Origin of the sequence: Flavobacterium sp. MAHUQ-57, assembly GCF_051908335.1 — a bacterium.
Lineage (GTDB): Bacteria > Bacteroidota > Bacteroidia > Flavobacteriales > Flavobacteriaceae > Flavobacterium.
Genome location: NZ_JBPZTE010000007.1, coordinates 1,055,218 through 1,079,898, shown reverse-complemented (window position 1 = coordinate 1,079,898; position 24,681 = coordinate 1,055,218). Strand labels below are relative to the sequence as shown.

General features: G+C 36.6%; 26 protein-coding genes. 7 read left to right on the top strand and 19 right to left on the bottom strand.

The features are described 5' to 3' along the window. Window positions 1-71: 71 nt before the first annotated feature. From ACS8MM_RS12955 to hemB, 7 genes are all read right to left on the bottom strand, one after another. Window positions 72-1,007 (bottom strand): leucine-rich repeat domain-containing protein, encoded by a 936-nt coding sequence (locus tag ACS8MM_RS12955; RefSeq protein ID WP_379717593.1) that lies wholly within the window; start codon window positions 1,005-1,007, stop codon window positions 72-74. 107 nt (window positions 1,008-1,114) lie between these two features. Then, entirely contained in the window at window positions 1,115-2,554 is a 1,440-nt protein-coding gene (locus tag ACS8MM_RS12950) for a nucleoside recognition domain-containing protein (protein WP_379717591.1), read from the bottom strand. Window positions 2,555-2,625: 71 nt separating this feature from the next. After that, entirely contained in the window at window positions 2,626-3,339 is a 714-nt protein-coding gene (locus ACS8MM_RS12945) for a 3'-5' exonuclease (protein WP_379717589.1), read from the bottom strand. A 60-nt stretch (window positions 3,340-3,399) separates the two neighbouring features. Then, window positions 3,400-3,771, bottom strand: coding sequence for a hypothetical protein (locus ACS8MM_RS12940; protein ID WP_379717587.1), 372 nt, complete (start codon window positions 3,769-3,771; stop codon window positions 3,400-3,402). Between the two features lie 25 nt (window positions 3,772-3,796). Beyond that, window positions 3,797-4,297 (bottom strand): methylated-DNA--[protein]-cysteine S-methyltransferase, encoded by a 501-nt coding sequence (locus tag ACS8MM_RS12935; protein WP_379717585.1) that lies wholly within the window; start codon window positions 4,295-4,297, stop codon window positions 3,797-3,799. Window positions 4,298-4,356: 59 nt separating this feature from the next. Beyond that, entirely contained in the window at window positions 4,357-4,746 is a 390-nt protein-coding gene (locus ACS8MM_RS12930) for a c-type cytochrome (protein ID WP_379717583.1), read from the bottom strand. Next, window positions 4,746-5,744: a porphobilinogen synthase gene (hemB, locus tag ACS8MM_RS12925; RefSeq protein WP_379717581.1), complete on the bottom strand. Its 999-nt coding sequence runs from the start codon at window positions 5,742-5,744 to the stop codon at window positions 4,746-4,748. Before hemB ends, ACS8MM_RS12930 begins: the two co-directional genes overlap by 1 nt. A 104-nt stretch (window positions 5,745-5,848) precedes the next feature. Here hemB and ACS8MM_RS12920 point away from each other — a divergent pair, with 104 nt between their 5' ends. Next, complete coding sequence (locus tag ACS8MM_RS12920) at window positions 5,849-6,481, top strand: hypothetical protein (RefSeq protein ID WP_379717579.1); 633 nt, start codon at window positions 5,849-5,851, stop codon at window positions 6,479-6,481. A gap of 3 nt (window positions 6,482-6,484) precedes the next feature. After that, window positions 6,485-8,341, top strand: coding sequence for a hypothetical protein (locus ACS8MM_RS12915; protein WP_379717577.1), 1,857 nt, complete (start codon window positions 6,485-6,487; stop codon window positions 8,339-8,341). Window positions 8,342-8,691: 350 nt separating this feature from the next. On the opposite strand, the gene hemF is transcribed toward ACS8MM_RS12915, so the two are convergent. The 7 genes from hemF to hemA are packed head-to-tail and all read right to left on the bottom strand — an operon-like array spanning window position 8,692 to window position 15,963. After that, window positions 8,692-9,594: an oxygen-dependent coproporphyrinogen oxidase gene (gene hemF / locus ACS8MM_RS12910; protein ID WP_379717575.1), complete on the bottom strand. Its 903-nt coding sequence runs from the start codon at window positions 9,592-9,594 to the stop codon at window positions 8,692-8,694. A 14-nt stretch (window positions 9,595-9,608) separates the two neighbouring features. Next, complete coding sequence (locus tag ACS8MM_RS12905; RefSeq protein ID WP_379717573.1) at window positions 9,609-11,432, bottom strand: hypothetical protein; 1,824 nt, start codon at window positions 11,430-11,432, stop codon at window positions 9,609-9,611. Then, entirely contained in the window at window positions 11,422-12,000 is a 579-nt protein-coding gene (locus tag ACS8MM_RS12900) for a DUF3575 domain-containing protein (RefSeq protein ID WP_379717571.1), read from the bottom strand. Before ACS8MM_RS12900 ends, ACS8MM_RS12905 begins: the two co-directional genes overlap by 11 nt. Before the next feature lie 8 nt (window positions 12,001-12,008). Beyond that, a complete protein-coding gene (hemE, locus tag ACS8MM_RS12895) occupies window positions 12,009-13,034 on the bottom strand; it encodes a uroporphyrinogen decarboxylase (protein ID WP_379717569.1) in 1,026 nt (341 codons plus the stop codon). Window positions 13,035-13,055: 21 nt separating this feature from the next. Further along, window positions 13,056-13,733, bottom strand: a complete 678-nt coding sequence (locus ACS8MM_RS12890) for a uroporphyrinogen-III synthase (RefSeq protein ID WP_379717567.1) — start codon at window positions 13,731-13,733, stop codon at window positions 13,056-13,058. A gap of 7 nt (window positions 13,734-13,740) precedes the next feature. Continuing rightward, window positions 13,741-14,682, bottom strand: coding sequence for a hydroxymethylbilane synthase (gene hemC, locus ACS8MM_RS12885; RefSeq protein ID WP_379717565.1), 942 nt, complete (start codon window positions 14,680-14,682; stop codon window positions 13,741-13,743). A gap of 39 nt (window positions 14,683-14,721) precedes the next feature. Further along, the gene (hemA, locus tag ACS8MM_RS12880; protein ID WP_379717564.1) at window positions 14,722-15,963 is read right to left on the bottom strand and encodes a glutamyl-tRNA reductase; all 1,242 of its coding nucleotides are present in this window, start codon (window positions 15,961-15,963) and stop codon (window positions 14,722-14,724) included. A gap of 225 nt (window positions 15,964-16,188) precedes the next feature. Here hemA and ACS8MM_RS12875 point away from each other — a divergent pair, with 225 nt between their 5' ends. The 5 genes from ACS8MM_RS12875 to ACS8MM_RS12855 are packed head-to-tail and all read left to right on the top strand — an operon-like array spanning window position 16,189 to window position 20,913. After that, the gene (locus tag ACS8MM_RS12875) at window positions 16,189-17,073 is read left to right on the top strand and encodes a helix-turn-helix transcriptional regulator (protein ID WP_379717562.1); all 885 of its coding nucleotides are present in this window, start codon (window positions 16,189-16,191) and stop codon (window positions 17,071-17,073) included. Further along, the gene (gene hemH, locus ACS8MM_RS12870) at window positions 17,074-18,090 is read left to right on the top strand and encodes a ferrochelatase (protein WP_379717560.1); all 1,017 of its coding nucleotides are present in this window, start codon (window positions 17,074-17,076) and stop codon (window positions 18,088-18,090) included. A gap of 5 nt (window positions 18,091-18,095) precedes the next feature. Beyond that, window positions 18,096-18,644 carry a CopD family protein gene (locus ACS8MM_RS12865; protein WP_379717558.1) on the top strand — a complete coding sequence of 183 codons (549 nt, stop codon included), beginning with the start codon at window positions 18,096-18,098 and terminating at the stop codon, window positions 18,642-18,644. Window positions 18,645-18,704: 60 nt separating this feature from the next. Further along, window positions 18,705-20,123, top strand: a complete 1,419-nt coding sequence (locus tag ACS8MM_RS12860; RefSeq protein ID WP_379719016.1) for a sensor histidine kinase — start codon at window positions 18,705-18,707, stop codon at window positions 20,121-20,123. A gap of 7 nt (window positions 20,124-20,130) precedes the next feature. Further along, complete coding sequence (locus ACS8MM_RS12855; RefSeq protein WP_379717556.1) at window positions 20,131-20,913, top strand: enoyl-CoA hydratase/isomerase family protein; 783 nt, start codon at window positions 20,131-20,133, stop codon at window positions 20,911-20,913. A gap of 37 nt (window positions 20,914-20,950) precedes the next feature. On the opposite strand, the gene ACS8MM_RS12850 is transcribed toward ACS8MM_RS12855, so the two are convergent. From ACS8MM_RS12850 to ACS8MM_RS12830, 5 genes are all read right to left on the bottom strand, one after another. Beyond that, window positions 20,951-21,595: an HD domain-containing protein gene (locus tag ACS8MM_RS12850; RefSeq protein ID WP_379717554.1), complete on the bottom strand. Its 645-nt coding sequence runs from the start codon at window positions 21,593-21,595 to the stop codon at window positions 20,951-20,953. Between the two features lies 1 nt (window position 21,596). Then, window positions 21,597-22,595, bottom strand: coding sequence for an acyl-ACP desaturase (locus ACS8MM_RS12845; RefSeq protein WP_379717552.1), 999 nt, complete (start codon window positions 22,593-22,595; stop codon window positions 21,597-21,599). Between the two features lie 2 nt (window positions 22,596-22,597). Further along, a complete protein-coding gene (locus tag ACS8MM_RS12840) occupies window positions 22,598-23,335 on the bottom strand; it encodes a lysophospholipid acyltransferase family protein (protein ID WP_379717550.1) in 738 nt (245 codons plus the stop codon). Window positions 23,336-23,429: 94 nt separating this feature from the next. Further along, the gene (locus ACS8MM_RS12835; protein ID WP_379717548.1) at window positions 23,430-23,840 is read right to left on the bottom strand and encodes a BrxA/BrxB family bacilliredoxin; all 411 of its coding nucleotides are present in this window, start codon (window positions 23,838-23,840) and stop codon (window positions 23,430-23,432) included. Between the two features lie 305 nt (window positions 23,841-24,145). After that, window positions 24,146-24,661 carry a ferritin gene (locus ACS8MM_RS12830; protein ID WP_379717546.1) on the bottom strand — a complete coding sequence of 172 codons (516 nt, stop codon included), beginning with the start codon at window positions 24,659-24,661 and terminating at the stop codon, window positions 24,146-24,148. Window positions 24,662-24,681: the final 20 nt, after the last annotated feature.

Here is a 24,681-nt window from a genome sequence, read left to right as displayed (position 1 = left end):
AAGTTATTTTTTGATGCGTAAAGATAGCAATAATTACGAAAAAAGCCGATCAGAAATCGGCTTTGAAATTTTTATGGTTTCGGAGTGGTTACCAGTTTTTTTACTAAATCAGACTGTCCGAACAGCATTTTTTCCAGTAATGGTTTTAAGCTGTCTGGGAAGGAAACCCACGGATTGGTTCCTAAATACAATTCTTTTAAAACCACCAAATTGTTCATTTCCTCTGGAAGTGTTTTCAATTGGTTTTCATCCAAATCGACTATTTTCAATTGAACCAAATTCCCAATAGAGTTAGGAACTTTACGAATCAAGTTCTTTTCCACATTCAAGGTTTGTAAATTGGTCAGATTCCCAATTTCATTCGGAAGTACACTAATTCTATTTTGGTTTACCATTAGGGTTGTTAAGTTAGGTAACGCGCCAATCTCTATCGGAAGGATTTCAATTTTATTATTACCTGCATTGATTACTTTTAAATTTCTGCAGTTCTCGAAACCGGGAAAAATAGCTCTGATGGTATTGGTAGAAAAATTGATTTCAGTCAAATTAACCAATCCACTCATTTCGGCAGGAAGATCACTAATGCGGTTATTGCTCACATCCAGTTTTCTTAATTTGGTCAACTTTGCAATGGAAGTTGAAATGTATTCCATTTTATTGCGACTCAATTCCAGTTTTTCAAGATTTGGAAGTTTACAGATTTCAATCGGAAAACGCTGAATCTGATTGTTGTTCAAATACAACTCCTTCAACTTGGTCATTTTACTGATCTCAATCGGTAAGGAAACGATTTGATTGTTTCTCAAATACAACTTCTCTACATTGACAAATCGAGCAATTTCAGGCGGAACCTTGGTTAGTTGTTTGTTCGAAAGGTCTAAGATTTTTACTTTCTGAGGGTTCTCAGCATTGATATCACTCTCAATACCTACTTCTTCTTCTTGTGCGGAAGCGGCAATTGGGAGTAGAAAAAACAAGGCCAATAAGGCTAAAATAGATTTTTTCATATTCATAAATTTGGGCGCTATAAAAATAATCATTTTGCTCAAAATCAATCTATAAAATTGTTTTTTTAAGATTAAATTATTGTAAACATCCTAAACTACTTACAGGATTAAAAAAACAAACTGGCCACTAATATGGCTGTGATAACACAAATCAAATCTACCAGTAACATCATCCCTAAAGTATATCGGGTGTTTTTAATATTAACCGATCCAAAATAAACGGCAATCACATAAAAGGTGGTTTCTGCACTACATTGGAAGATACAAGCCAAACGTCCAGTGAAGGAATCCGGGCCGAAATTACGCATCGCATCAATCATAAATCCTCTGGAACCTCCCGAACTAAAAGGACGCAACATGGCTACAGGCAGCGAATCGGTGATTTGTTTGCTCACACCAATATTCGAAAAGACAAACGAAATACCATTACTGATGATTTCAAATAAACCACTGTTTCTAAAGAAGGAAATGGCAACTAACATTCCCATTACGTATGGAAAAATCTTTACTCCGGTAGTCAATCCGTTTTTAGCTCCTTCCACAAAAGTGTCGAATATGGTCGTGTCTTTTTCTGTAAATTTCGCTTCGTTCTTGAAAGCAAATACCAACGTAAAACCAATAATCGTAACCAACATCAATCCGGAAAGATTCCCGGTGAAATAATTTTTACCGATTAAATCCATACGGTTGATATAGAATAACAAACCGGCAATTCCTGCTATAACAGTCGTAATGGCAACAACTAATGAAGCGCTTTTGAAATTGATTCGTTGTTTGATACCCACCAGAATAAATGCAGCAATCGTACCTACAAAAGAGGTAATAATACAAGGCAACATCACATCCGCAGGATTGGAAGCGTTTTCAGCAGCACGGTAACCAATAATAGAAGTAGGGATTAGTGTCAATCCTGCCGCATGCAAACACATGAACATAATCTGTGCATCACTCGCTTTGTCTTTCTCTGGATTGATTTCCTGCAAACTCTCCATGGCTTTCAAACCGAATGGCGTTGCAGCCGAATCTAACCCCAAAAAGTTAGCCGCAAAATTCAACGTCATATAGGAAATCGATTCGTGATTCTTCGGAACGGTTGGAAAGACTTTAGAAAAAACCGGACTCAACTTCTTCGCTAATTTTTCGGAAGCGCCAGAAATAATGAGTAATTCCATTAAGCCGCAAAAGAAAGCCAAATAGGCAATCAACGGAATAATCAAATCTGTCAAACTGTTTTTACAGGTAGGTAATAATCCATCCGATTTTTGAACACCACTGTATACTTTTACAGTCTGGTTTTTATACACATACGTAGTATCGGCATTAACAGTATCACGATTAACAACCATAGTCATATCCGGCGCTTTTTCAATACTGTCGGCAATAAATTTCGGCACTTGTTTTAAGTATTGCTCTGAAATTAAAATAGGTTCATCCTTTTTACCATTCAATACATAATCGATAGAATAACTGTTTCCGGTAAATAAACTTACCACTACAAAAAGAATAGACGAAATAAAGATTACGAGCCAAAATCTGCTTAAAACCATAGATTATAAAATTTAACCGCAATGTACGCAAAGTTTTTACAAAGCACACACAGCAAAATAAGTTTCAAAAGTTACACATGAATAATTTCTTCTTCAATCAATAAATCTTCCCTACGCAAACGAAGCAGGATTTGTGCAACCGCTATCACATCTTTTTCACAATAGGTCACAATGCGGTCAATGTTTTTGTCTGCATAATAAACCCGGGCTACTTCACTGCCGTCGATGTCATCTTTTGGCGAAGGTATACCCAAGACATTGGTCAGTAATTTCAATGAGGTGTAATGTTTGAAATCCCCGAATTTCCATAATTCCAAGGTGTCCAAATGGGGTACTTCCCAAGGTTTCTTCCCAAATAAATTCAGCTTTTGCGGTATCGGAAGTCCATGAATAATCATACGTCTGGCGATAAATGGAAAGTCGAATTCCTTGGCATTGTGTCCGCATAAAATATGTTGGGGCTGACTGAAATGATTGTTCAGTACATTAGAGAAGTCTTTCAGTATCTTGACTTCTTCACCAAAAAAGGAAGTAACTCTAAAGTGCCTGATATCTCCTTTGAACGTAAAATAGCCTACCGAAATACAAACTATTTTTCCAAACTCGGCCCAAATCCCGGCACGGTCATAAAACTCCTCCGGAGTAAAATCGTCTTTGCGTTGGTATTTGGTTTTAAGATCAAAAAGTTCTTGCTTGGTATCGTCTAAGTCTGAAAAGGATTCCGTTTCAGGAACGGTTTCAATATCTAAAAAGAGGATGTTTTCGAGCTGGATTTTGTCTAACATGATATGATGATTTTGGCGTTGATGTTACGAATGTAATAAATAGAAAGGTGTAAAACCGATTTAAGATTTTGATAATACGAAGGGGGTATTTCCTAATTCGATTACTAATTCACTTTCATCTAGTTTGATGATAACAAGTTTTGCCTTTTTGCCGGTTTTCGAAACAGTATTAATGATATTGGAATTGTCTGCATCAAAACTCCATTGGGCTGCCTCTGATTTTCCCATTAAGGTAAGGATCATTTCACTTTCTTTAAAATCCAGACTAAAGCCTTTAAACATCATTTCAGTCATTGCTAAGTTTTCCTCCTCTTGTTTTTCTTTTTCATAAATTTCCTTATAAGTCCATTTGCCAATTATAGCCTTTTTTTCCTGGGCTAAACTGGATAAGGAAAAGAACAAAATACAAATAGTTACAATGATGTTTTTCATGATATTGATTTAGTTATTGAATAATTTAAAATAAACTTTGCTGTTGCGACGGACTTTCATGTTCCAACAACCATTTCTTACGCCACAAGCCTCCGGCATAACCGGTCAGCGAACCATCACTGCCAATCACTCGGTGACAAGGAACAACAATCCATAACGGATTTTTGCCATTGGCCGATGCCACAGCTCGGATGGCTTTCACATCACCTAATTTCTTGGATAAGTCCATATAGGAAGTGGTCTTGCCAAAGGGTATAGTAAGTAATTCCTGCCATACTCTCTGCTGAAATTCGGTGCCTTGTGGATTGAGTGCGAAAGTGAATTCGGTACGTTTGCCTTCAAAATAATCCTGTAGCTGCGTAACGGCTTCTTGAAGTACTGCAGGAATGGTTTTGCTTTCGTTCCCCTCGGATGATACCGACTCGAGAGCAACGCTCGAACTGGCGCAGCAAATCACCGCAATGCCGTTCTCGTCTCCTTCTATTTTTGTAATGCCCAATGGCGATTGTATATACGCAGTTTCCATCGCATAAAAGTAAAACATTTAAATAAAAAAAGCCATCCGGGGATGACTTGATTTTTGTTTTATTTAGCAAAACTGAGCATATACGCTTCTAACGCTTTTAACTCTTCTTCAGGTAAATTCTTAGTGATTGCAAAGTTGGTTTTCATCGTTGCATACTGACTCGGATCAACAATCGGTTCGCTTTTTTCCTTCAGGAATTCAGTAATGCTTCCGCCTTTTTCTTTGTAAATTTTGGCAATGTCCTGTATCGAAGGTCCAACTGTTTTTACTTCTGGTTTATGACAAGTATAACAAACACCTTTTCCTTCAAATATTTCTTGTCCTAATGCCTCCGGTTGTACTTTCGTTGTTGTCGTTAGGTCTTCATCGGTTTTCCCAAACTGCTCTTGGCTTTCTTTTTTACACGATAAAAAACTGAAAACAAGTAGGGTAAATAGTAATTTCTTCATTATTTCTGATTCAATAAAATAGCAGCTTCTTTAGCAAAATAGGTAGAGATTAAACTGGCACCGGCACGCTTGATACACATCAATTGTTCCATCATGATTTTATCATGGTCCAACCAACCTCTTTCAGACGCTGCTTTAATCATGGCATATTCTCCGGATACATGAAATACTGTTACCGGAACATTCACCGCATTTTTGACTTCTCGAACAATGTCCAAGTAGGCAATCCCGGGTTTTACCATAACCATATCGGCACCTTCTTCCACATCCATAACGGCTTCTCTAATGGCTTCAATACGGTTGGCATAATCCATTTGATAGGTTTTTTTGTCTTTCGGAACGGCAATTTCAGCTTCTTTTGGCGCACTGTCCAAAGCATCACGGAAAGGACCGTAAAAGGCAGAGGCATATTTCGCCGAATAACTCATGATGCCTACATGATGAAATCCTGCAGCATCCAATCCTTCACGCAAACGCAAAACACGACCGTCCATCATATCACTCGGTGCTACAAAATCAGCTCCGGCCTGCGCATGTGAAACCGCCATTTTAACTAAGGCTTCTACTGTAGCATCATTGGCAACATCTCCGTTTTCAATAATTCCATCATGACCATAAATCGAATACGGATCCAATGCCACATCCGGCATCACAATCATCTCAGGACAAGCTGCCTTGATCGCACGAATGGCTTGTTGCATCAATCCGTTCGGATTCCACGCTTCTTTTCCGGTATTGTCTTTCAAATCATCATTGACTTTCACATAGATATTAACCGCACGAATTCCTAAGGCAAATAACTCCTGTACTTCAGCTACAGTTAAATCAATCGATCGTCTATAAATGCCTGGCATGGAAGGAATGGCAACGGAAACATTTTCGCCTTCGGCAATGAACATGGGAAACATAAAATCGGCAGGACTTAAACTGGTTTCGCGCACTAAACTTCGTATCGATTCATTCACGCGCAATCTTCTGCCTCGGTGTAATGGAAACATAATGTGATATTCAATTATTGAGGGTGTAAAGGTACTGAATTCCGGTTAATATCTTTCTCTTTACATATGATGACTATATGTTAATTATATCTTATTTTTGCGCCATGAAAAAATGGACTTTATTAAGTATTTTCTTTCTTCTGACCAGTTGTTTTGAAATCACCGAAAAAATCAAGCACAACAAAGACCAATCCGGCGATTATACGCTGGTTGTCGATTTTTCCAATTCATGGCTCAAAATGAAATCGGCAATTATGCTGGAAGAAGTCGACGGTGTTAGCATACCCAATGAAGAGGAAATCAAAGCAAAATTGGCACAATTCAAATCGGATGCACTTAAAATAAAAGGGGTTTCTAATGTATCAACCTCCCACGATTTTAGCAGTTATATTTTTAAAATCAATTTTTCCTACAGCTCGGTTGAGGTACTCAATAAGGTGCTTAACAACATGAACAAGAAAAATAACTTAGTGCACTTCCGGGAAAATGAAGGTAAATTTGAACGAATTGCCTCCTATCCATTACCGAAAAGTCTAACGAAGAACGACGATAAAAAGGACGATTTACTCAAGGCGCATATCACTGCGGTGTATACTTTCGATAAAGAAGTAGCCAATAGTCAAAATCCCAATAGTAAACTGTCAAAATCCAAAAAAACAGTGTTTTTAAAACAGAATATATGGAATGTTTTAAATAACAATAAACTGATGAACAATTCCATAAGCTTCACAAATTAATTTATGAAAAAGTATTTCTATTTATTTTTAATGCTACCTGTATTGGCTTTCGGACAGGTGCAAAAACAAAATCATGACTATTTTGTTCAATTCAATATGCCGCAGTTGGATAAAAAAGTGAACATTGATAGTATCTTAAATCACAAGGCTTTAAAAGGTTTCAGCCAAGAAAGTGCTAAGGTGAAACTAAACGATTTTATGTCGTTTGTTGACAAGACGAAACCGGTTACCATTCACGGAAATTATACCGATAGTATTCCGTACTACCAAATTTCATTGCCACTTCGCAATAACAAAGGCTTGAAGCAGTTCATTCAGAATCAAATCGATCAAGACAAAGCAAACGATACTATCGTAGAAACCATAAAAAGCTTCCCAAAATACGAATTGTATTCTCCTAAAAAGAACAATTATACGCTGGCATGGAACAACGAACATCTTGTTTTGTATGGTCTTATGGATGAAAGAAAATACGATGCGTATGCTGTTGATAGCGTTGCAGTAATTGATTCAGCAGCTGCTGTGGTAGATACAGCATATGCAGTAATTGAGGAAACTGCACCAATTGTAGTGGATGAACCGGCTGTAATCGAGGAATTGAAACCTATAACCGAATTAGAACCTGCAAATGATGAAGAGGAAGGGGAGTCCGGTGAGGCCGATCTTTACAATGAAGACTATTACCGAAATCTTGAAGAGGAAAATAGAAGAGAACGCGAAAGAGAACGTTTGGAAAAACAAGCCAAACAGGAAGTGCAATTGGCATTGTTGTTCGATAATGGGTTTACGTCGCCGGTTTCAGATAAAATCAATACCAAAGCTGATATCTCTGCGTGGGTCAATTATACCAGCTTAATGGGTAAATTCAATGTGTTATCCTACTTATACCGCTATATGCCGAACGTTAATAGCTACAATGCAACACACTCTATCAAAGGAATGAACTGTGACTTTTATTTTGAAAATGATAAAGCCAGAATGGAACAATCAATTGAATATTCTGAACCTTTGGCTAAAATTGTTGCGAAAGTAATTGCAAGAAAACCAAACAAAACAATCTTTAAGTATTTTCCAAATGAAGCGCCATTGGCTTATATGTCGTACCATGTTAACACAGAAGAGGTGCTTAAAAGTTACCCAAAATTAACAGAGCAAGCGCTGGCAAGTTTACCGATGGAACAACAAGATTTGGAAATTATTACCGACTTGTTTAGCACCATTATCGATGAAAAAGCTGCAGCTACGATTTTTGACGGTGACGTTTCCATGTTCCTTCACAACATGACGCCTTACACTAAAAATATAACCGAGACCACATACAACGAGGACTATGAAGAGGTGTTGGAAGAAAAAACAATCACGAAAACAAAACCGATTTTTTCTATACTTTTAACTTCTTCGCACCCAACATTGGTGAACAAATTATTGGATCTTGGAGTACGAAAAAAAGGTTTGGAAAAAGTAGGGAATGATTACGTAATCACTAAAACCTCTGAAGAATTCGGACCAATTGTCTTACTGAAAGACGGCGATGTTTTCGTAATCACCAACGGATTGAATTATTTGACAAATACTACCAAATCTGGTTTCGCTGTCAACACCAAAAAAGAAATCGCCAAAAATTATTTTGTCGGAAATTTGGATGTAAGTGCATTCATAAGAAGCCTAGTGAAAGCAAATCCATCCGAAAAAGATGCAGATAAAATGATGAGATTCGCCAATCAATTCAAAAACTTACAAGTCAAATCGGCTAAAAAACTGAAAGAGAATACCATGAAATTAGAAGCAGAATTCAATGCAACTAACAATTCGAAAAATATTATTCTTCAATCTTTGGATTTATTCAGCTACTTGAAGTAAAAGAAGTTACAACCTACCTTTAACAAGGATTTCCAATGAGCCCGATACTATTTCGGGCTCTTTTTTTGTAAGTTACGGTTGCATTAATATCGCCTCAAAGTATATAGTAATAAGTGAACTGTATATGACGTATATATGACGTATATATGGCGTATATATGGCGTATATATGGCGTGTATATATCGTATATATGTCGTGTGTATCTAGCACATGAATTGCTCTTGAGTGAAGAAGGAGCAGTGTATAATCGCTTTTCACCTTTAACTATAAACGACAAACCATAAACGATAATCAACTCCTGACCATAAAAAAAGCCCCAAATAGGGGCAGTTTGAATCTGTTTTTATTTTTTAAACCCAAGCTTTTGGGTTGGCTAAGACTTGAATTAATCGCTCTTCTTCACTTCCTTTTTCAGGATGATGGTCATATACCCATTGTACATGGGGCGGTAAACTCATTAGTATGGATTCCATTCTTCCATTGGTTTTTAACCCAAATAAGGTGCCTTTATCATGTACCAAATTGAATTCCACATAACGTCCTCTACGAATCTCCTGCCAAGTGCGCTGCGCTGAGGTATAAGGCAAGTCTTTTCGCTTCTCGACAATTGGTAAATACGCTTCAAGGAAACTATTGCCTACCTCGGTAACAAACTGATACCAATCTTCCATAGACATAGTTTCGGTTGCTTTGCAATGATCAAAGAATAAACCGCCAATACCGCGGGCTTCATCACGATGCGCATTCCAAAAGTACTCGTCACATTGTTGTTTAAACTTCGGATAAAACTCCGGATTGTGCTTGTCGCAAGCTGTTTTACACGTCTGATGAAAATGACGGGCATCTTCCTCAAACAAATAATACGGCGTCAAATCTTGTCCGCCACCAAACCAGGAATTGAGTAATGTTCCTTCTTTATCATACATTTCAAAATAGCGCCAATTGGCATGAACTGTAGGAACCATAGGGTTTTTCGGATGGATAACCAAACTCAGTCCGCAGGCAAAAAAATCAACCTCGCCCACATTGAAATAGGTCTGCATGGCTTTAGGTAAAGCGCCATGTACCGCAGAAATATTTACTCCGCCCTTTTCGAATACTTGACCGTTTTCAATAACACGGGTTCTTCCACCTCCACCTTCGGGACGCTCCCACAAATCCTGACGGAATCGGGCAACACCATCCATAGCTTCCAATCCTTTGCAAATTTGATCTTGCAGTGTTTCTATGTAGTGATAAAATTTAGTTTTCATCTATTCTGTATCGTTTATTCGTAGTCTAATTTAAACTTCTTTTTCAGTTGTTCTATTTTTTTAGTTTCGCCAAAAATATACATCGCATCTTGTCCTCCGGTACTAACGTAAACAAATTCTTCTGTTATCCCAGAATCTTTTACAATTAAGTCCAATAATTTTGGAAAACTTTCCATATCATACCAGTCGCCGAAATCTTCTGGAAACATTACATAACATTTGTTTTTATAATGAACCAAAAACTGGTAGTCTAACTGCTCTTTTTGGGGATTCAACTTTGCAATTACAACCGATTGTATACCGCTAATTTTATGCTTGGATGCCTGAGCAAAATTATCCAATAATACATCATAGTCTACTGGTGTGAATCCGGTTTCGGTATCAAATGCCACACTGATTTTAGCGATTTCCATACAGGTATAAATCGAATTGAGGTCATTGGGATACTCATTTTCAGTCAGGTAGTTGGTAACCTGTTCTTTCGAAATCGGCTGTTCAATTAAGCCGCTACTATAAAGGTACTGATTGATTTCGTCAAACGTATATTTGTTAATGGTAAACGCTTCCAACAATTGGTGTTGTAGTTCTTTGGAGCGGATGTTTTCTCGAACCAATAAGGTAAATTCCTCTTTTTTCTTGTTCTTAAAATACGTTAGTAATCGGTCATGATCATAGGCGTCTGTAAATCCAAATCGGTCAAACTGTTGTAAAACGTGTTGCTCAATATTTTTGTTTTCTTGTAAAAATGGATCTTTTTGAATCACTTCAAGCATTTCAAAGTAAATGTCTTTTTTTGTAAGACTCTCCAATGTAGCGCCTACTTTCTCTGAATTGTTTAGAAACCGTATTGATGTCAGCTTTATTTTATTTTTAAAATCGTCAATATCTTCCATCCCTTTTAATTCTTTGATCAAGGTATCTTCAATTTTTTTAAGTAAGCCGAATGTTCTTTGATCTCCATTATCCAGTACTATTGAAAGTAAAGCAAGTTTAAGTTGTGATTCTGAAAAAAAGGACAAATGGGTGTCATGTTTAAAATCGGCATTCGTAACAGGATTTTTTTCAAGGTAATCAAAAACAATGTCTAAGATTTTCTTTTTTTCCTGCTCTGATCCTTTTTTCAATATTTCTGAAATTCCCTCAAAAATCCAGGTTTCGTGAAGTAAATTTTTACCTTGTTTAAAATAGAGTTCGTGGATGTAATTGACTGCTTTTTCTGTTGTGCCTTCTTGGGCAAGCCAGAAGAAAATACGTCCGTTATCCTTCGATTGCCCTGAGAGTAATCGGTTTTCAAATAAAGGAATACTTCCTTCTATCTTGTTAATTCCTAAAAATTGAACAACAATATGTTCTAGATTTTCATCTTCAATGTATTGAAAAAGCAGTTGCTTTATCGCTGGATCAAGAATTAGTTTCTTGGGTTTCTCATCAAAAACCAAATCCATTTCAGAAAGCAGGGTATTGATTTTTTCTAGATTTTTTTCTCTTAAAATCTTTATAATATCGGGTACAACCGAATTGTCACCATTACGATAGCGTCTCCCAAGTTTGGATTCGTGCTCCAACTTTAGTTTAGCCTCCTTCTTTTTTTTCTCAACAACACATTTTTCAATATATTGAGAAATCAATTGCACCTCTTTGGTATCGGTAATGGTAAGGAGTGTAGGGACTTTTTTCTCCTTGTTGTATTTCTGAATTATTTTTTGAACGGCGATACTGTCTTTCTTTAAGCTTTGTGCATTTACCGATGTAAGTATGCCCAGCAATAGAAAGGAAAGTGAATGGTTTACAACGAATAAACTAAGATTTTGGATAATTTGAAATAACTTATTTTTCATTCTTCCGATTCAGTTTGTATACAATCATAATGCCACCACGGTAGGGCAATAATTCGCCACTTTTGTTGAAATGTTTGGCATTTTCATAACGTTCTCCGGTACTTAATAAATAACCGTTATAGTAGGCTTGTTGAGATCCGCCTCCTAAAAAGGCATCCATTGCAAAGCGCTCATTAATTTTTACTTGATAACCCACCGTAACACCGTAGAGTACATTATATCCTTTTTGGTAATAGTCGGTATTGATATAGCTCCACTTCTGCATTTTGAAAGCCGAAGCACCTACATGTCCACCTATATAGAATCCTTCCATCGCTTTTTTGGGGTAATACCGAAACTCAGGAATCACCATATAAGCCTGCTGTGGAGCACCGTTGATCGATTTCCAAACCGAAGCCAAAGCATCTACTTGAAAACTGGTTTTCTGTCCCAAAGCAGTTTCAATCCCAACTTGTGGAAAACCAAGAACGCTGATGACATTGGCCTTTACAGTAGTTTGTGCTTGTGAAAAGTGACAAACCAACAGCAATAGAAAAATAAAGGAACTAGTAGTGAGGCGACGACGCATGCCCAAGATTACTTTTGGTATTCTTTAACGGCTTCAATAAAAGCTTTAGCATGGTCTACCGGGATGTTCGGTAAAATACCGTGTCCAAGGTTTACAATGTATTTGTCCTTTCCAAATTCATCAATCATCTCATGTACCATTTTTTTGATGGTAGGTATTGGAGATAATAAACGTGATGGGTCAAAATTACCCTGTAGTGTGATGTTACCGCCGGTTAAATAACGGGCGTTTCTTGCCGAACATGTCCAGTCTACTCCTAAAGCTGATGCTTTCGATTTCGACATTTCATTCAAGGCAAACCAACATCCTTTACCGAAAACAATTACTTCTGTTTCTTCGGCTAAAGCTTCTACAATCTGGTTGATGTATTGCCATGAGAATTCCTGATAATCTACAGGCGATAACATTCCGCCCCAAGAATCAAAAATCTGTACGGCATTTACGCCTGATTTTACTTTTTCTTTTAAGTATAAAATGGTGGTATCTGTAATTTTCTGTAATAAAGAATGTGCTGCTACCGGGTTTGAAAAACAGAATCCTTTGGCAGTATCGAAACTTTTAGATCCTTTCCCTTCTACAGCATAACAGAAAATAGTCCATGGGGAACCCGCAAAACCAATCAAAGGTACTTCGTCGTTCAACATTTCTTTGGTCAGTTTGATGGCATCCATTACATAGCCCAAACTTTCTTCAATATTCGGAATGAATACTTTTTCAACTTGCTCTGTTGATCGGATAGGATCCGGGATAATTGGACCTAAATTGTCTTTTAATTCCACATGGATTCCCATAGCTCTTGGAACTACAAGAATATCAGAGAATAAAATCGCAGCATCCGGCTTCACAATTCGGATAGGTTGAACTGTAATTTCGGCAGCCAATTCAGGGGTTTCACAACGGGTAAAAAAATCATATTTATCACGTAATGCTCTGAATTCTGGTAAATATCTTCCGGCCTGACGCATCATCCAAACAGGTGGACGTTCAACAGTTTCTCCTTTTAATGCTCTTAAAAATAGGTCGTTTTTTATCATCTTATTGCTTTTAGCGAACTGCTATTCGTGTTTGTAATAATTTATGGTTTGAATAATCGTGTTTTCCACAGTAGGTTGATTCGCGATTATAATGTTTTTTATTTTCTTGGATTCCAATGCTTCTGCAGTAGTGTTGCCTATGCAGAATGCAATTTCATCAGTAATGTTGTTTTGCTGAAAATAACTTTCTACCGCCGACGGACTAAAAAATAGAATACAGTCCGGTTTGGCGTTCATCTTTTGGGGTGTTAAAAGTGTTTCATAAACCTGTATCTCATTGAAAACAATTCCGGCTTCCTTCAATAAATCAGGAAGGGTATCCCGACGTAAAGTACCACTAAAAAAAGTATAACTTAAATCACTATATACTAAAGCTATGATTTCGGCCAAATCTTGTGCATATCCGGTATAAGCCACTACCTTAAATCCGTTTTCTTCCAGTAATGCTTTTGTTTTTAATCCCACACAGAAGACTTCTTTGGACTTCAACTGCTCAATAGAGGGATGATTCAATAGTGCATTTACAGCATTCTGACTCGTAAAAATCAAAGCACTATTGGTGTTTTTTAATTCGAAATCCAAGGTTTTGGTTTCGATGAAATCTGCTTCAATAACAGAGAAATCTGCATTCAATAAAAACTGCTTTTGATTGGTCAAAAGTGTTTTGGTTGAGAGTATACGGATTTGTTTCGCTGCCATAAACCGGTTATTTTTTTAATTTTTCCTTGATGTCGGCCATCAATTCCGCACCACCATTGGCTAAGATTTCTTTTGCACAATGGAATCCTAATTTCTTCCATTCCGAAATATCAAAAGCACGGTCTATTTCTAATTTCTGCTGACCATCCAACGAAAACAATACACCCTGAAATTCAATCGTATCATTATCTTCATTGTATTTTGCTAAAGCACCGATGGGTGCAGTACAACCGCCTTCTAATGTTCTTAAGAATTGACGTTCTATGTAGGTGCAAATTTCGGTTTCAACATGATTCAACTCACGCAATGCTTCCAATGCAAACGTGTCATTTTCCATGGCCACTACTAACATGGCACCCTGAGCAGGTGCAGGAATCATCCAATTCAAATCAATATAAGTTTCAGGTTTTAAATTGATTCGCTCTAAACCTGCTGCTGCAAAAACAGCTCCATTCCAGTCGTTGTCTTGTAGTTTCTGCATGCGTGTATTGACATTCCCACGCAAATCAACTACCGTATGAGTAGGGTATTTGTTCAGCCATTGTGCCTGACGGCGTAAGCTTCCAGTAGCGATAGTTCCGGTTGATTCCAAAAAATCAAGATTGCCTTTGTGTACCAAGATATCTAGTGTGTTGGCGCGTTCTAAAACTGCTGCCTGTACTATCCCTTTTGGCAAAGCAGTCGGTACATCTTTCATAGAATGTACCGCAATATCCACTTGACCTGAAATCATGGCTACATCAAGTGTTTTAGTGAAAATTCCGGTAATTCCTAATTCGTATAAGGGTTTGTCAAGTATGATATCACCTTGCGATTTTACGGCAATGATTTCTGTGGGATAACCTAAATCGTTTAACTGCTTTTCAACAGTATGCGCCTGCCATAAAGCTAATTCACTATCGCGGGTTCCTATTCGGATGTTTTTTTTGTTTGAACTTTGTTTTGACACGTATATTGGAGTGTTTATCAGTGTTGTACTGATTGGCTTTTACAATTGAAATATCTTTTGGATCCATTCTACACTTTCGTCAACCGTAGTGTTTTCGTCTTTTAAATGATTCGCAAAATGATTGGTTATTTTTTGGATAATTCGGTTACTGATGATTTCTGCTTGTTCTTCATCAAAATTATCCATTTTTTTCTTTTGGTAGGTCAATTCTGTTTGCTTGATTGCATTCAGTTTCGCCTTTAACGCATGAATGGTTGGAGCATACTTCCTGCCTTTAGACCAAGTAATAAACTCTTCTTTGATTTCTTCAATAATCGCTTCGGCAGCCGGTACTTGTTTCTTTCTGTTTTCCAAAGTTTCATCTGTAATTTGCGACAAATGATCCATGTGTACCAGTGCTACACCTTCTACATCCAATACGTTTTCGTTTACGTTTTTCGGAATCGATAAATCTAAAATCAAAAGTGGTTTTTTTAGATTTAGAATAGCCTTGTCTACTGTAGGGTTTTGTGCACCAGTGGCAACTACTAAAACATCGGCTTTTTGAATCTCAACCTGTAAATCAGTATAGTCTTTAACAATTAAGTCTAGTTTTTTTGCTAATTTTTCTGCTTTATCTTTGGTACGGTTAATTAAGGTAATTTGGTCGTGTTTGGTATGTTTTACCAGATTCTCACAAGTATTTCTTCCTATTTTTCCAGTGCCGAAAAGTAAAATGTTTTTCTCCGAGATATCGGGAACAGTCTTGAAAATATATTGTACTGAGGCAAACGACACCGAGGTAGCTCCAGAGGAAATTTCGGTTTCATTTTTCACTCTTTTGCTTGCCTGTATTACTGCATTGACCAAACGTTCAATATAAGCGTTAATCAATCCGTGTTTTTTAGAAGTAACAAACGCGTTTTTGATTTGAGATATGATTTCAAAATCACCTAAAATCTGGCTATCCAATCCAGTGCCTACACGAAATAAATGATTGATGGCTTCTTTGCTTTTGTAAACGTAAGCTACTTTTTGAAAGTCCTCTACTGTGCCTTGACTATTGTCACACAATAATTTGATGAGTTGGAATGGATGTTGTGCAAAACCGTAGATCTCGGTTCTGTTACAAGTTGAAGTAACAATTAAACTTTCTATGCCTTCATTTTTTGCTTGAGTTAACAAGGATTCTTTAGCCTGTTCGTCCAGACTAAATTTTCCTCTTATCTCCGCATCAGCCTTCAAATAACTTAATCCAATTGCGTAAAATGTAGTGGTTTTGGCCTCCAAATTGTTCGTCATCCCTTAAAATCAATTGATGGGACAAATTTAATCGGTAGGAATTTATAAAAGTAACGCTAAAAGTTCTTTTTGTGTCGCTAAACGTTTTTTTGGGAATAAAAAAGATTTCAATCGTTATTTCTTTTATTTTTGTAGCAAAATAGGGTCGTTAGAACATGATTATGTAGAATCATTCTAAATAAATAGTTTTCTAGACTTTTGTTTATATTGAAAAAAAGTATCGCTATGAGTACCAGAGAAGCATCAAATTTTTCGGAAGAGATTAAAATTGACGATGAGTTTATTTTAATTCGTTTTCAGAATGATACCGCAGAACATCTGACCTATAAGCGTCAGGTTAAGACCGGATTGATTCAGTTTCATTTTGGTTTAAAAGGCAAGGCAAAATTTATCTTTAACCAAGGGAATTATACGCTGGATTTGATGGAAGAAAAGTCTTTACTTTTTTATAATCCTGAAAAAGAATTGCCTTTGGACGTTGTTTTAGAACCGAAATCCTGGATAATTTCCATTTTGATCTCCATAAAAAAATTCCATGGTTTGTTTACTTCCGATGCCGATCACATTCCGTTTTTAAGTGAACAGAACAAAGACCGAAAGTATTATGGGGAAGAGAATATTACGCCTTCAATGGCGATTGTACTAAATCAGATGTTTCATTATAGTCTCAATCCTTCCATTAAAAATTTATACTACAAAGGGAAAGGATACGAATTGTTGAGTTTGTTTTTTAATAAAAATGAAGATCCCAATGCGGAACAATGCCCCTTTCTTATAGATGAGGAGAATGTGCAGCGTATTAAGAAAGCCAAAGAAATTATTATAGCCAATATGGCCGAACCTCCCGGCTTGGAAGAGTTGGCACATCAGGTTGGTTTAAACCTAAAAAAACTAAAAGCCGGTTTCAAACAAATTTATGGTGATACGGTTTATGGTTTTTTGTTTGATTATAAAATGGAGTATGCTCGGAATTTGTTAGATTCTGGTTCCTACAATGTGAATGAAGTCGGACTAAAAATAGGATATAGCACTGCGAGTCATTTCATTGCAGCATTTAAGAAGAAATACAACACTACACCCAAGAAATATTTATTAGAAAAAAGCATATAGATGAAAGGAGTTTTATTAGTGAATTTAGGATCTCCGGAAAGTCCGGATCCAAAAGACGTGAAACCATATTTGGATGAATTTTTAATGGATAAATACGTGATTGATGTTCCGTATTTGTTGCGTGCATTTTTAGTACGAGGAATTATTTTACGAAAACGACCAGAAGAATCTGCTCATGCCTATGGTAAAATATGGACAAAAGAAGGTTCTCCGTTAGTGGTGATTTCTAAAAATGTACATCAAAAAGTACAAGAAAGAGTTGCTATTCCAATCGCTTTGTCAATGCGTTATGGTTCAATGACCATTCAAAAAGGACTTCAAGAGTTAAAAGATAAAGGTGTTACTGAAGTATTGCTTTTGCCAATGTATCCACAGTATGCAATGGCATCGACCAAAACAATTATAGTTTTAGCGGAAGAATTGCGTAAAAAGCTTTTCCCTGAAATGAAATTCACGGTCATCAATTCATTTTACAACCGAAAAGAGTATATTCAAAATTTAGCCGATTCCATTAAAAAACATTTGGAAGGATTCGAGTACGACCATCTTTTATTCTCTTATCACGGGATTCCTGAACGTCATATCCGTAAAACCGATGTAACCAAATCTCATTGTAAAATTGATAAAAGTTGTTGTGTGACGGCATCTCCGGCTCATGAATTTTGTTACCGTCATCAATGTTTTGAAACCACACGCCAAGTAGTTGAACTTTTAAATATTCCAAAAGAAAAATACAGTGAAACGTTCCAGTCTAGACTAGCTGGTGACAAATGGCTTGAACCGTATACTGATATCGAAATCAATAAAATGCCGAAAAAAGGTATCAAAAATTTAGCAGTGGTTACTCCTGCATTTGTTGCCGATTGTTTGGAAACTTTGGAGGAAATTGCCATGAGAGCTAATGAAGATTTCGTAGAAAATGGTGGTGAGAAATTCAAAGCGATACCTTGCCTGAATGATGATGAAGCTTGGATGGATACTTTAGCAAAATGGATTACCGATTGGGCTAAAAATTAACCAATATGGAGCTTTACAATTACATCAAATCACTGCATTTAATTTTTGTAATCACATGGTTTGCCGGATTGTTTTATATCGTACGCTTATTTGTTTACCATGCCGAAGCGAAACAAAAGCCTGAACCTGAACAACAAATCCTAATCAAACAATACCAGTTGATGCAATACCGTTTGTGGTATATTATTACATGGCCAAGTGCGATTTTGGCTAGTTTTTTTGCGTATTGGATGTTGTTTTTTACAGATGCAGGTACTGTTTGGCTAAGCCAATCGTGGATGCATGTTAAATTGGGATTTGTGTTTCTTTTGTATTTATACCATTTGAAATGCCATCAAATTTTTCTTCAGCTACAAAAAGACGATGTAAAGCACTCTTCAGGATTTTTCCGATTATGGAATGAAGGTGCTACCCTAATTTTATTTGCAGTTGTTTTTTTGGTTATCCTAAAAAATGCCATCAATTGGATTTATGGGGTAATAGGTATTGTACTTTTTTCTGTACTTTTAATGCTGGGTTATAAATTCTACAAACAAATCAGAGAAAAAAAGTAATCAATGGAAACCCTTTTGAAGGTAAAAAACTGGTCGTTACGCGTTAGAATCTTTTTAGCAATGATTCTCATAACGATTGTATCGTCTATTTTAATTGCCGGGGTATCATTAGTGCATTTTCAAATTGAAAATCAAGAGTACCATCAGGACAGGCTAATTCGGAAGGAAAATCAAATTAAGCAACATATTCAATATGTCCTCGAGGTGACTCCGCATCCACTGACAACATTCAACTTGCAATCTATTTTTAAAGATAAAATATTTGAGATTGCTGATATTCATAATATCGAAATCGATATTTATGACTTATCTGGACATTTGATAATTACATCGAAAGCACCCATAATAAAAGGACAGTTGTCTCCTAATTTACCTGAAGCAATAATTCGTAGAATTAAAACTTCCGAAAACAACAGGTATGTATCCATAGCCGAAGACGAGCAAAATACCTACCGTTTTTCCTATACGTATCTGATGGATTATATCGAAGACAAACCGATAGGGATAATTCGTTTACCCTACGTTGAAGAAGATGATTTTTACAAAGAAGAAATTATCAGTTTCCTGAAAATTTTTGGGATGGTATATTTTGGAATGATTGTTATTTCTATTTGGATTGCGTATTATTTATCACGTTATATCACGAGATCTCTTAAAACCATTTCCGATCGTTTAACCGAGACATCTTTAACGGAGAAGAACGAAAAAATTGATTTAGTAACCAATAGTTATGAAATCGATAGATTAATACAATCGTACAATCATATGATCGATGAGTTGGAAGAAAGCGCCAACAAATTAGCACAAGGTGAAAGGGAAGGAGCTTGGCGAGAAATGGCGAAACAAGTGGCCCACGAAATTAAAAATCCTTTAACACCAATGCGTTTGACTGTGCAGAGCTTTGAAATGCGATTTAACCCAGAAGATCCAAATGCAAAACAAAAACTTGCGGATTATTCCAGAACTTTAATTCAGCAAATTGACACGATGAGCGCTGTAGCTTCTGCTTTTTCTAATTTTGCTTCGATGCCGGCACAGCAAAACGAAACCCTTAATGTGGTGGATGTAGTGGATTTGGCACTGGATATTTTTAATGAGGATTACATCGAATTTTCAAGCGAATCGGAAGAAATTATTACCAAAATTGATAGAACGCAACTGATTCGTATTATCACCAATTTAGTTAAAAATGCTATACAGGCAATTCCAGAAGAACAAGATATCAAAAGAATTGACGTTACCGTAAAAAGAGAAAATGGAAATGCGGTCATTAAGGTGCATGACAACGGAAATGGAATAGCCGTAGAGGATTTTGACCGAATTTTTGAGCCTAAATTTACAACCAAAACCAGCGGAATGGGATTGGGATTGGCAATTATTAAAAACATTATAGAAAATTATAACGGAACCATTACCTTCGATTCTACCATTGGTAAAGGAACTGTTTTCAAAGTAACATTACCTATCATTAACCAATAATTTAGTTATGACATTTGAGAATATTTTAGTCGAACACGAAAAAGGAATTGCAACAGTTACCATTAATCGTCCTGAAAAATTGAATGCATTGAATAAAGCAACCATCGAAGAATTGCATGATGTTTTAAAGCAATTGGATGCTAACGAAAATGTACAGGTGGTTATCATTACCGGAAGTGGAGAAAAAGCTTTCGTCGCTGGTGCCGATATCTCTGAATTTGCTCATTTTTCGGCAAAAGAAGGCGCACAACTAGCAGCCAAAGGACAGGAATTGTTGTTCAATTTTGTAGAAAAGATGAAAACACCGGTAATTGCCGCAGTGAACGGTTTTGCTCTAGGTGGTGGATTGGAATTGGCCATGTCGTGTCATTTCCGTATCGCTTCAGATAATGCTAAAATGGGTTTGCCTGAAGTTTCTTTAGGAGTTATTCCAGGTTATGGTGGAACGCAGCGTTTACCTCAATTAGTAGGTAAAGGTCGTGCTATGGAAATGATTATGACTGCTGGAATGATTGATGCTGCAACAGCATTGAATTATGGTTTGGTAAATCATGTAGTGCCGCAAGCAGATTTATTTGCAACATACATGACTATAGCCAATAAGATTTTGAAAAATTCACCGGTTGCTATCAGTAAAGCAATACAGGCTGTGAACGCCAATTATAAAGACGGTGTAAATGGTTATGAAATTGAAATTAACAAATTCGGCGAATGTTTTGCTACTGCCGATTTTAAAGAAGGAACAACGGCATTCTTAGAAAAGAGAAAAGCGGAGTTTACTGGAAAATAAAGCATACTAAAAAGAGAACCAATTCGGTTCTCTTTTTTTATTTATGGCCTTCCCATTCTGCGTAAAATTGGGAAAGAAACTGTTCCATGTAACGGTGACGTTCTTCCGCAATTTTTTTGCCAGAAGCGGTATTCATTTTGTCTTTTAAGAGCAAAAGTTTTTCGTAAAAATGATTGATAGTTGGGGAATCACTTTTTTTGTATTCTTCCTTATTCATATTGAGGTTGGGTTGAATGTTCGGATTGTATAAGGCACGGTTTTTAAAGCCGCCATAATTGAAAGCTCTTGCCACACCAATCGCTCCAATAGCGTCTAATCGATCGGCATCCTGAACAATTTCCAACTCGATAGAGTTGAATTTCTTCTCGAAATTTCCACCTTTGAATGAAATGTTTTCAATGATGTTAATTACATGTTGGATGGTTTCTTCTGCGACATTTTGACTTTCCAAAAATTCACGAGCTACTTTTGGACCAACCGTTTCATCTCCATTGTGGAACTTACTATCGGCTACATCATGCAATAAAGCACCTAATTTTACAACCGTCAAATCGCAATCTTCTCCTTGTGCAATCAATAAAGCATTTTTAAACACGCGCTCGATATGAAACCAATCATGACCTCCTTCGGCATCATGTAATTGTTCTTTGACGAAGGTAATGGTAGTATCGATCAAGCTCATATTAAACGGTTATTGAAGGTTGTACCCATTTGAATAATTTTTCTTCTGCAGGAATTACTAAACGTTCCGCAATTCTGGTCATTCGTGAAGGTAATTTCATTAAATAATCTCTCGCTTTTTCTGCTTCATCTGTCAAACCAGTAATCTTATCAATTTCCCATTTGTCAATTAATTTTTGAAGAATCTCTACATAATCCATAGCAGTATATACTCCAATACGTTGCGCCGATTCTGAGAATTTTTCAAAGGCTGTACCTATTGATTCTCCAGATTCACGAATTAAATGCGCTGGCATAGTGATTTTTTGCTTCATCATGTATTGAAAAGACAACATCATTTCGCTTGGATCAATTTTGAAAATACGGTTAACAAACTCGGAATAAGCATGATGGTGGCGCATTTCGTCCCCAGCAATCAAACGACAAATTTTAGATAATTTGTGATCTCCAAATCGTTTGGCAATTTGAGCTACACGATTGTGAGAAATGTAAGTAGCTAATTCTTGAAAGCTAGTAAATACAAAGTTTTTGTAAGGATCTCTGTCGGTTCCCGGATCAAAACCGTCATTAATTAAATGCTGTGTAGTAATTTCCACTTCACGCATGTTTACTTTTCCGGATAGGTACAAATATTTGTTTAATAGATCGCCATGACGGTTTTCTTCTCCCGTCCATTGACGTAGCCATTTTGCCCATCCGTTATCGCCGCCTTCTCCTTTTTGAGAAACGCCTTCCACGTCCATCAACCAAGATTCATAAGTTGGTAAAGCTTCTTCGGTAATGGTGTCGCCGACTAAAACTACCCAGAAATCATACGGTAAATCTTTTGCAATTTCTCTCAATTCTGTTACTTCTTCTAGAAAAGTATCTTTTTCAGAATTGGGTAATAAATCACTTGGCTGCCATATTTTTTCTACAGGCATCAAGTAGGTCTCGACAAAGGAGTCGATGTTTTTTTCTAAAAACTGCATCACTTCACGACGCACATTTTGTATAGACATAATTAACTTTTTTTGATGTTTTGCGTGATAACACTTTCGGTTTTTTCGATAATTTCTTCGAAAGTATGATCGCTAATTTTAAGTGGTTTGTGAATGGTAAACGACAAACGATTCCCCAAACCTAAAGGGAATTGTCCATAACGCGTCATTTTCCATGAATTGTTTATGGTAACAGGTAAAAAGTACGCGTCGGGCGCAAATTTATACAGCATTTTCAATCCGTTGACAGCAAAAGGTTTTGGTACACCGGTTTTGCTTCTTGTTCCTTCCGGAAAAATAACAACAGAATAATTATTTTTGTTAATATACTCAGCTACACGTTTGATTTCAGGCAGAGCTTGTTTCGGATCTTTTCTGTCTATAAGTGCAGAGCCACCATGGCGGAGATTAAAGGAAACACTTGGAATTCCTTTCCCTAATTCTTTTTTACTGATGAATTTTGGATGGCATTTTCTTAAAAACCAAATATACGGCGGAATATCGTATAAACTTTGATGATTGCTTACAATAATTAACGGCTGGTTGTTGGGTATATTTTCAAAACCTTCAATCGAATAAGTAGTGCCGAGTAGGTGAGTGGTTCGAACTAAAAAACCATTTAAAATCGCAACACTCCATCGATGTGCGTTATAACCGAATACAGTAATACAAAACCATTGAATTGGATGAAACAGAACTAGCCAAAATCCGAAAAATAAATAATAGACAATAGATAGCGGATAGGAAATAATTTTTTGCATCGCTTTAAAGTTTGCACAAAATAAATAAAAAAATGTCATTCTGATGAAAGGATAGCCTTCTTCCAGAATGACATTTGTATTGTAATCAAATCAATTAACAGAATTCGCTATACGCATCTGTTAAATTTTCTGCAATAATTTCAGCTGGGCGACCTTCAATATGGTGACGCTCTAACATGTGAACCAATTCTCCGTCTTTAAATAAAGCAATGCTTGGTGAAGACGGTGGAAAAGGGAACATGTGTTGGCGAGCAGCATCTACAGCTTCTTTGTCTACACCTGCAAAAACAGTTACCAAGTGGTCTGGTTTTTTGGCACCAGCTAAACTCATTTTAGCTCCCGGGCGCGCATTACGTGCTGCACAACCACAAACCGAATTTACCACTACTAATGTTGTTCCTTTTTGAGCTAAAGCATTTTCGACAGCTTCAGCACTATATAAATCTTGAAAACCTGCCTCTGATAATTCAGCACGCATTGGTTTTACCATTTCCTCTGGATACATAATTTTTGAGTTAAAAAGTTAACGAACGCAAAGGTACGAACTTGATGGATTATCTTCTAGTATGTTTGGCTATTTTTTAACGAATTATTCTTTTTTTGAATTGAGCTCAAAATCATTGACATGAAGTTTTTTGATAAGATCAAACATTGGACATCGTTTGCAACGCTTGCTTTCTTTTTTTTTGTACTTCTCACAGCATTTCGACTTACAATCTTTGGCGATTTTAAGTTGCTTTTGCAACACTTTGTCGTGTTTCTCTTTTTTTTTATGTTTCTCTTTTTTACTCAAAACATAATGGGATACGATTAATTTTTGGCCCCGACCGAACTTTTAACATTCAGTTGTTGTATGTCTCTGTCAAATAGATATAACCCTCCTTTGTCATCTCCAATGAGATTGATTTTATCCAAAATGGTTTTCGCTTGTGCTTCTTCTTCGATTTGTTCGGCTACATACCATTGTAAGAAATTGTGGGTGGCATAATCTTTTTCCTGTAAAGCAATATGTACCAGTTCGTTGATCGAGTTGGATACGAATAATTCGTGCTTGTACAATTCTTCAAACATTTCTTTAAAATCACCAAATTGTGTTTTGGGTGCTTTTAGTTCGGTTACAGTTGCGTGTCCACCACGTTCGTTAAGGTATTTAATCAGTTTGAGCATGTGCGCTCTTTCTTCATCCGATTGTAAATACATAAAACTGGCAATTCCTTCAAAACCTTTAGTTTCGGCCCAGCAAGCCATGGATAAATAAATTTGTGAAGATTCGGCTTCGATACGAACTTGGTTATTTAATGCTGATTCGATACTTTTAGATAACATAACTTTACTTTTTTCATAAA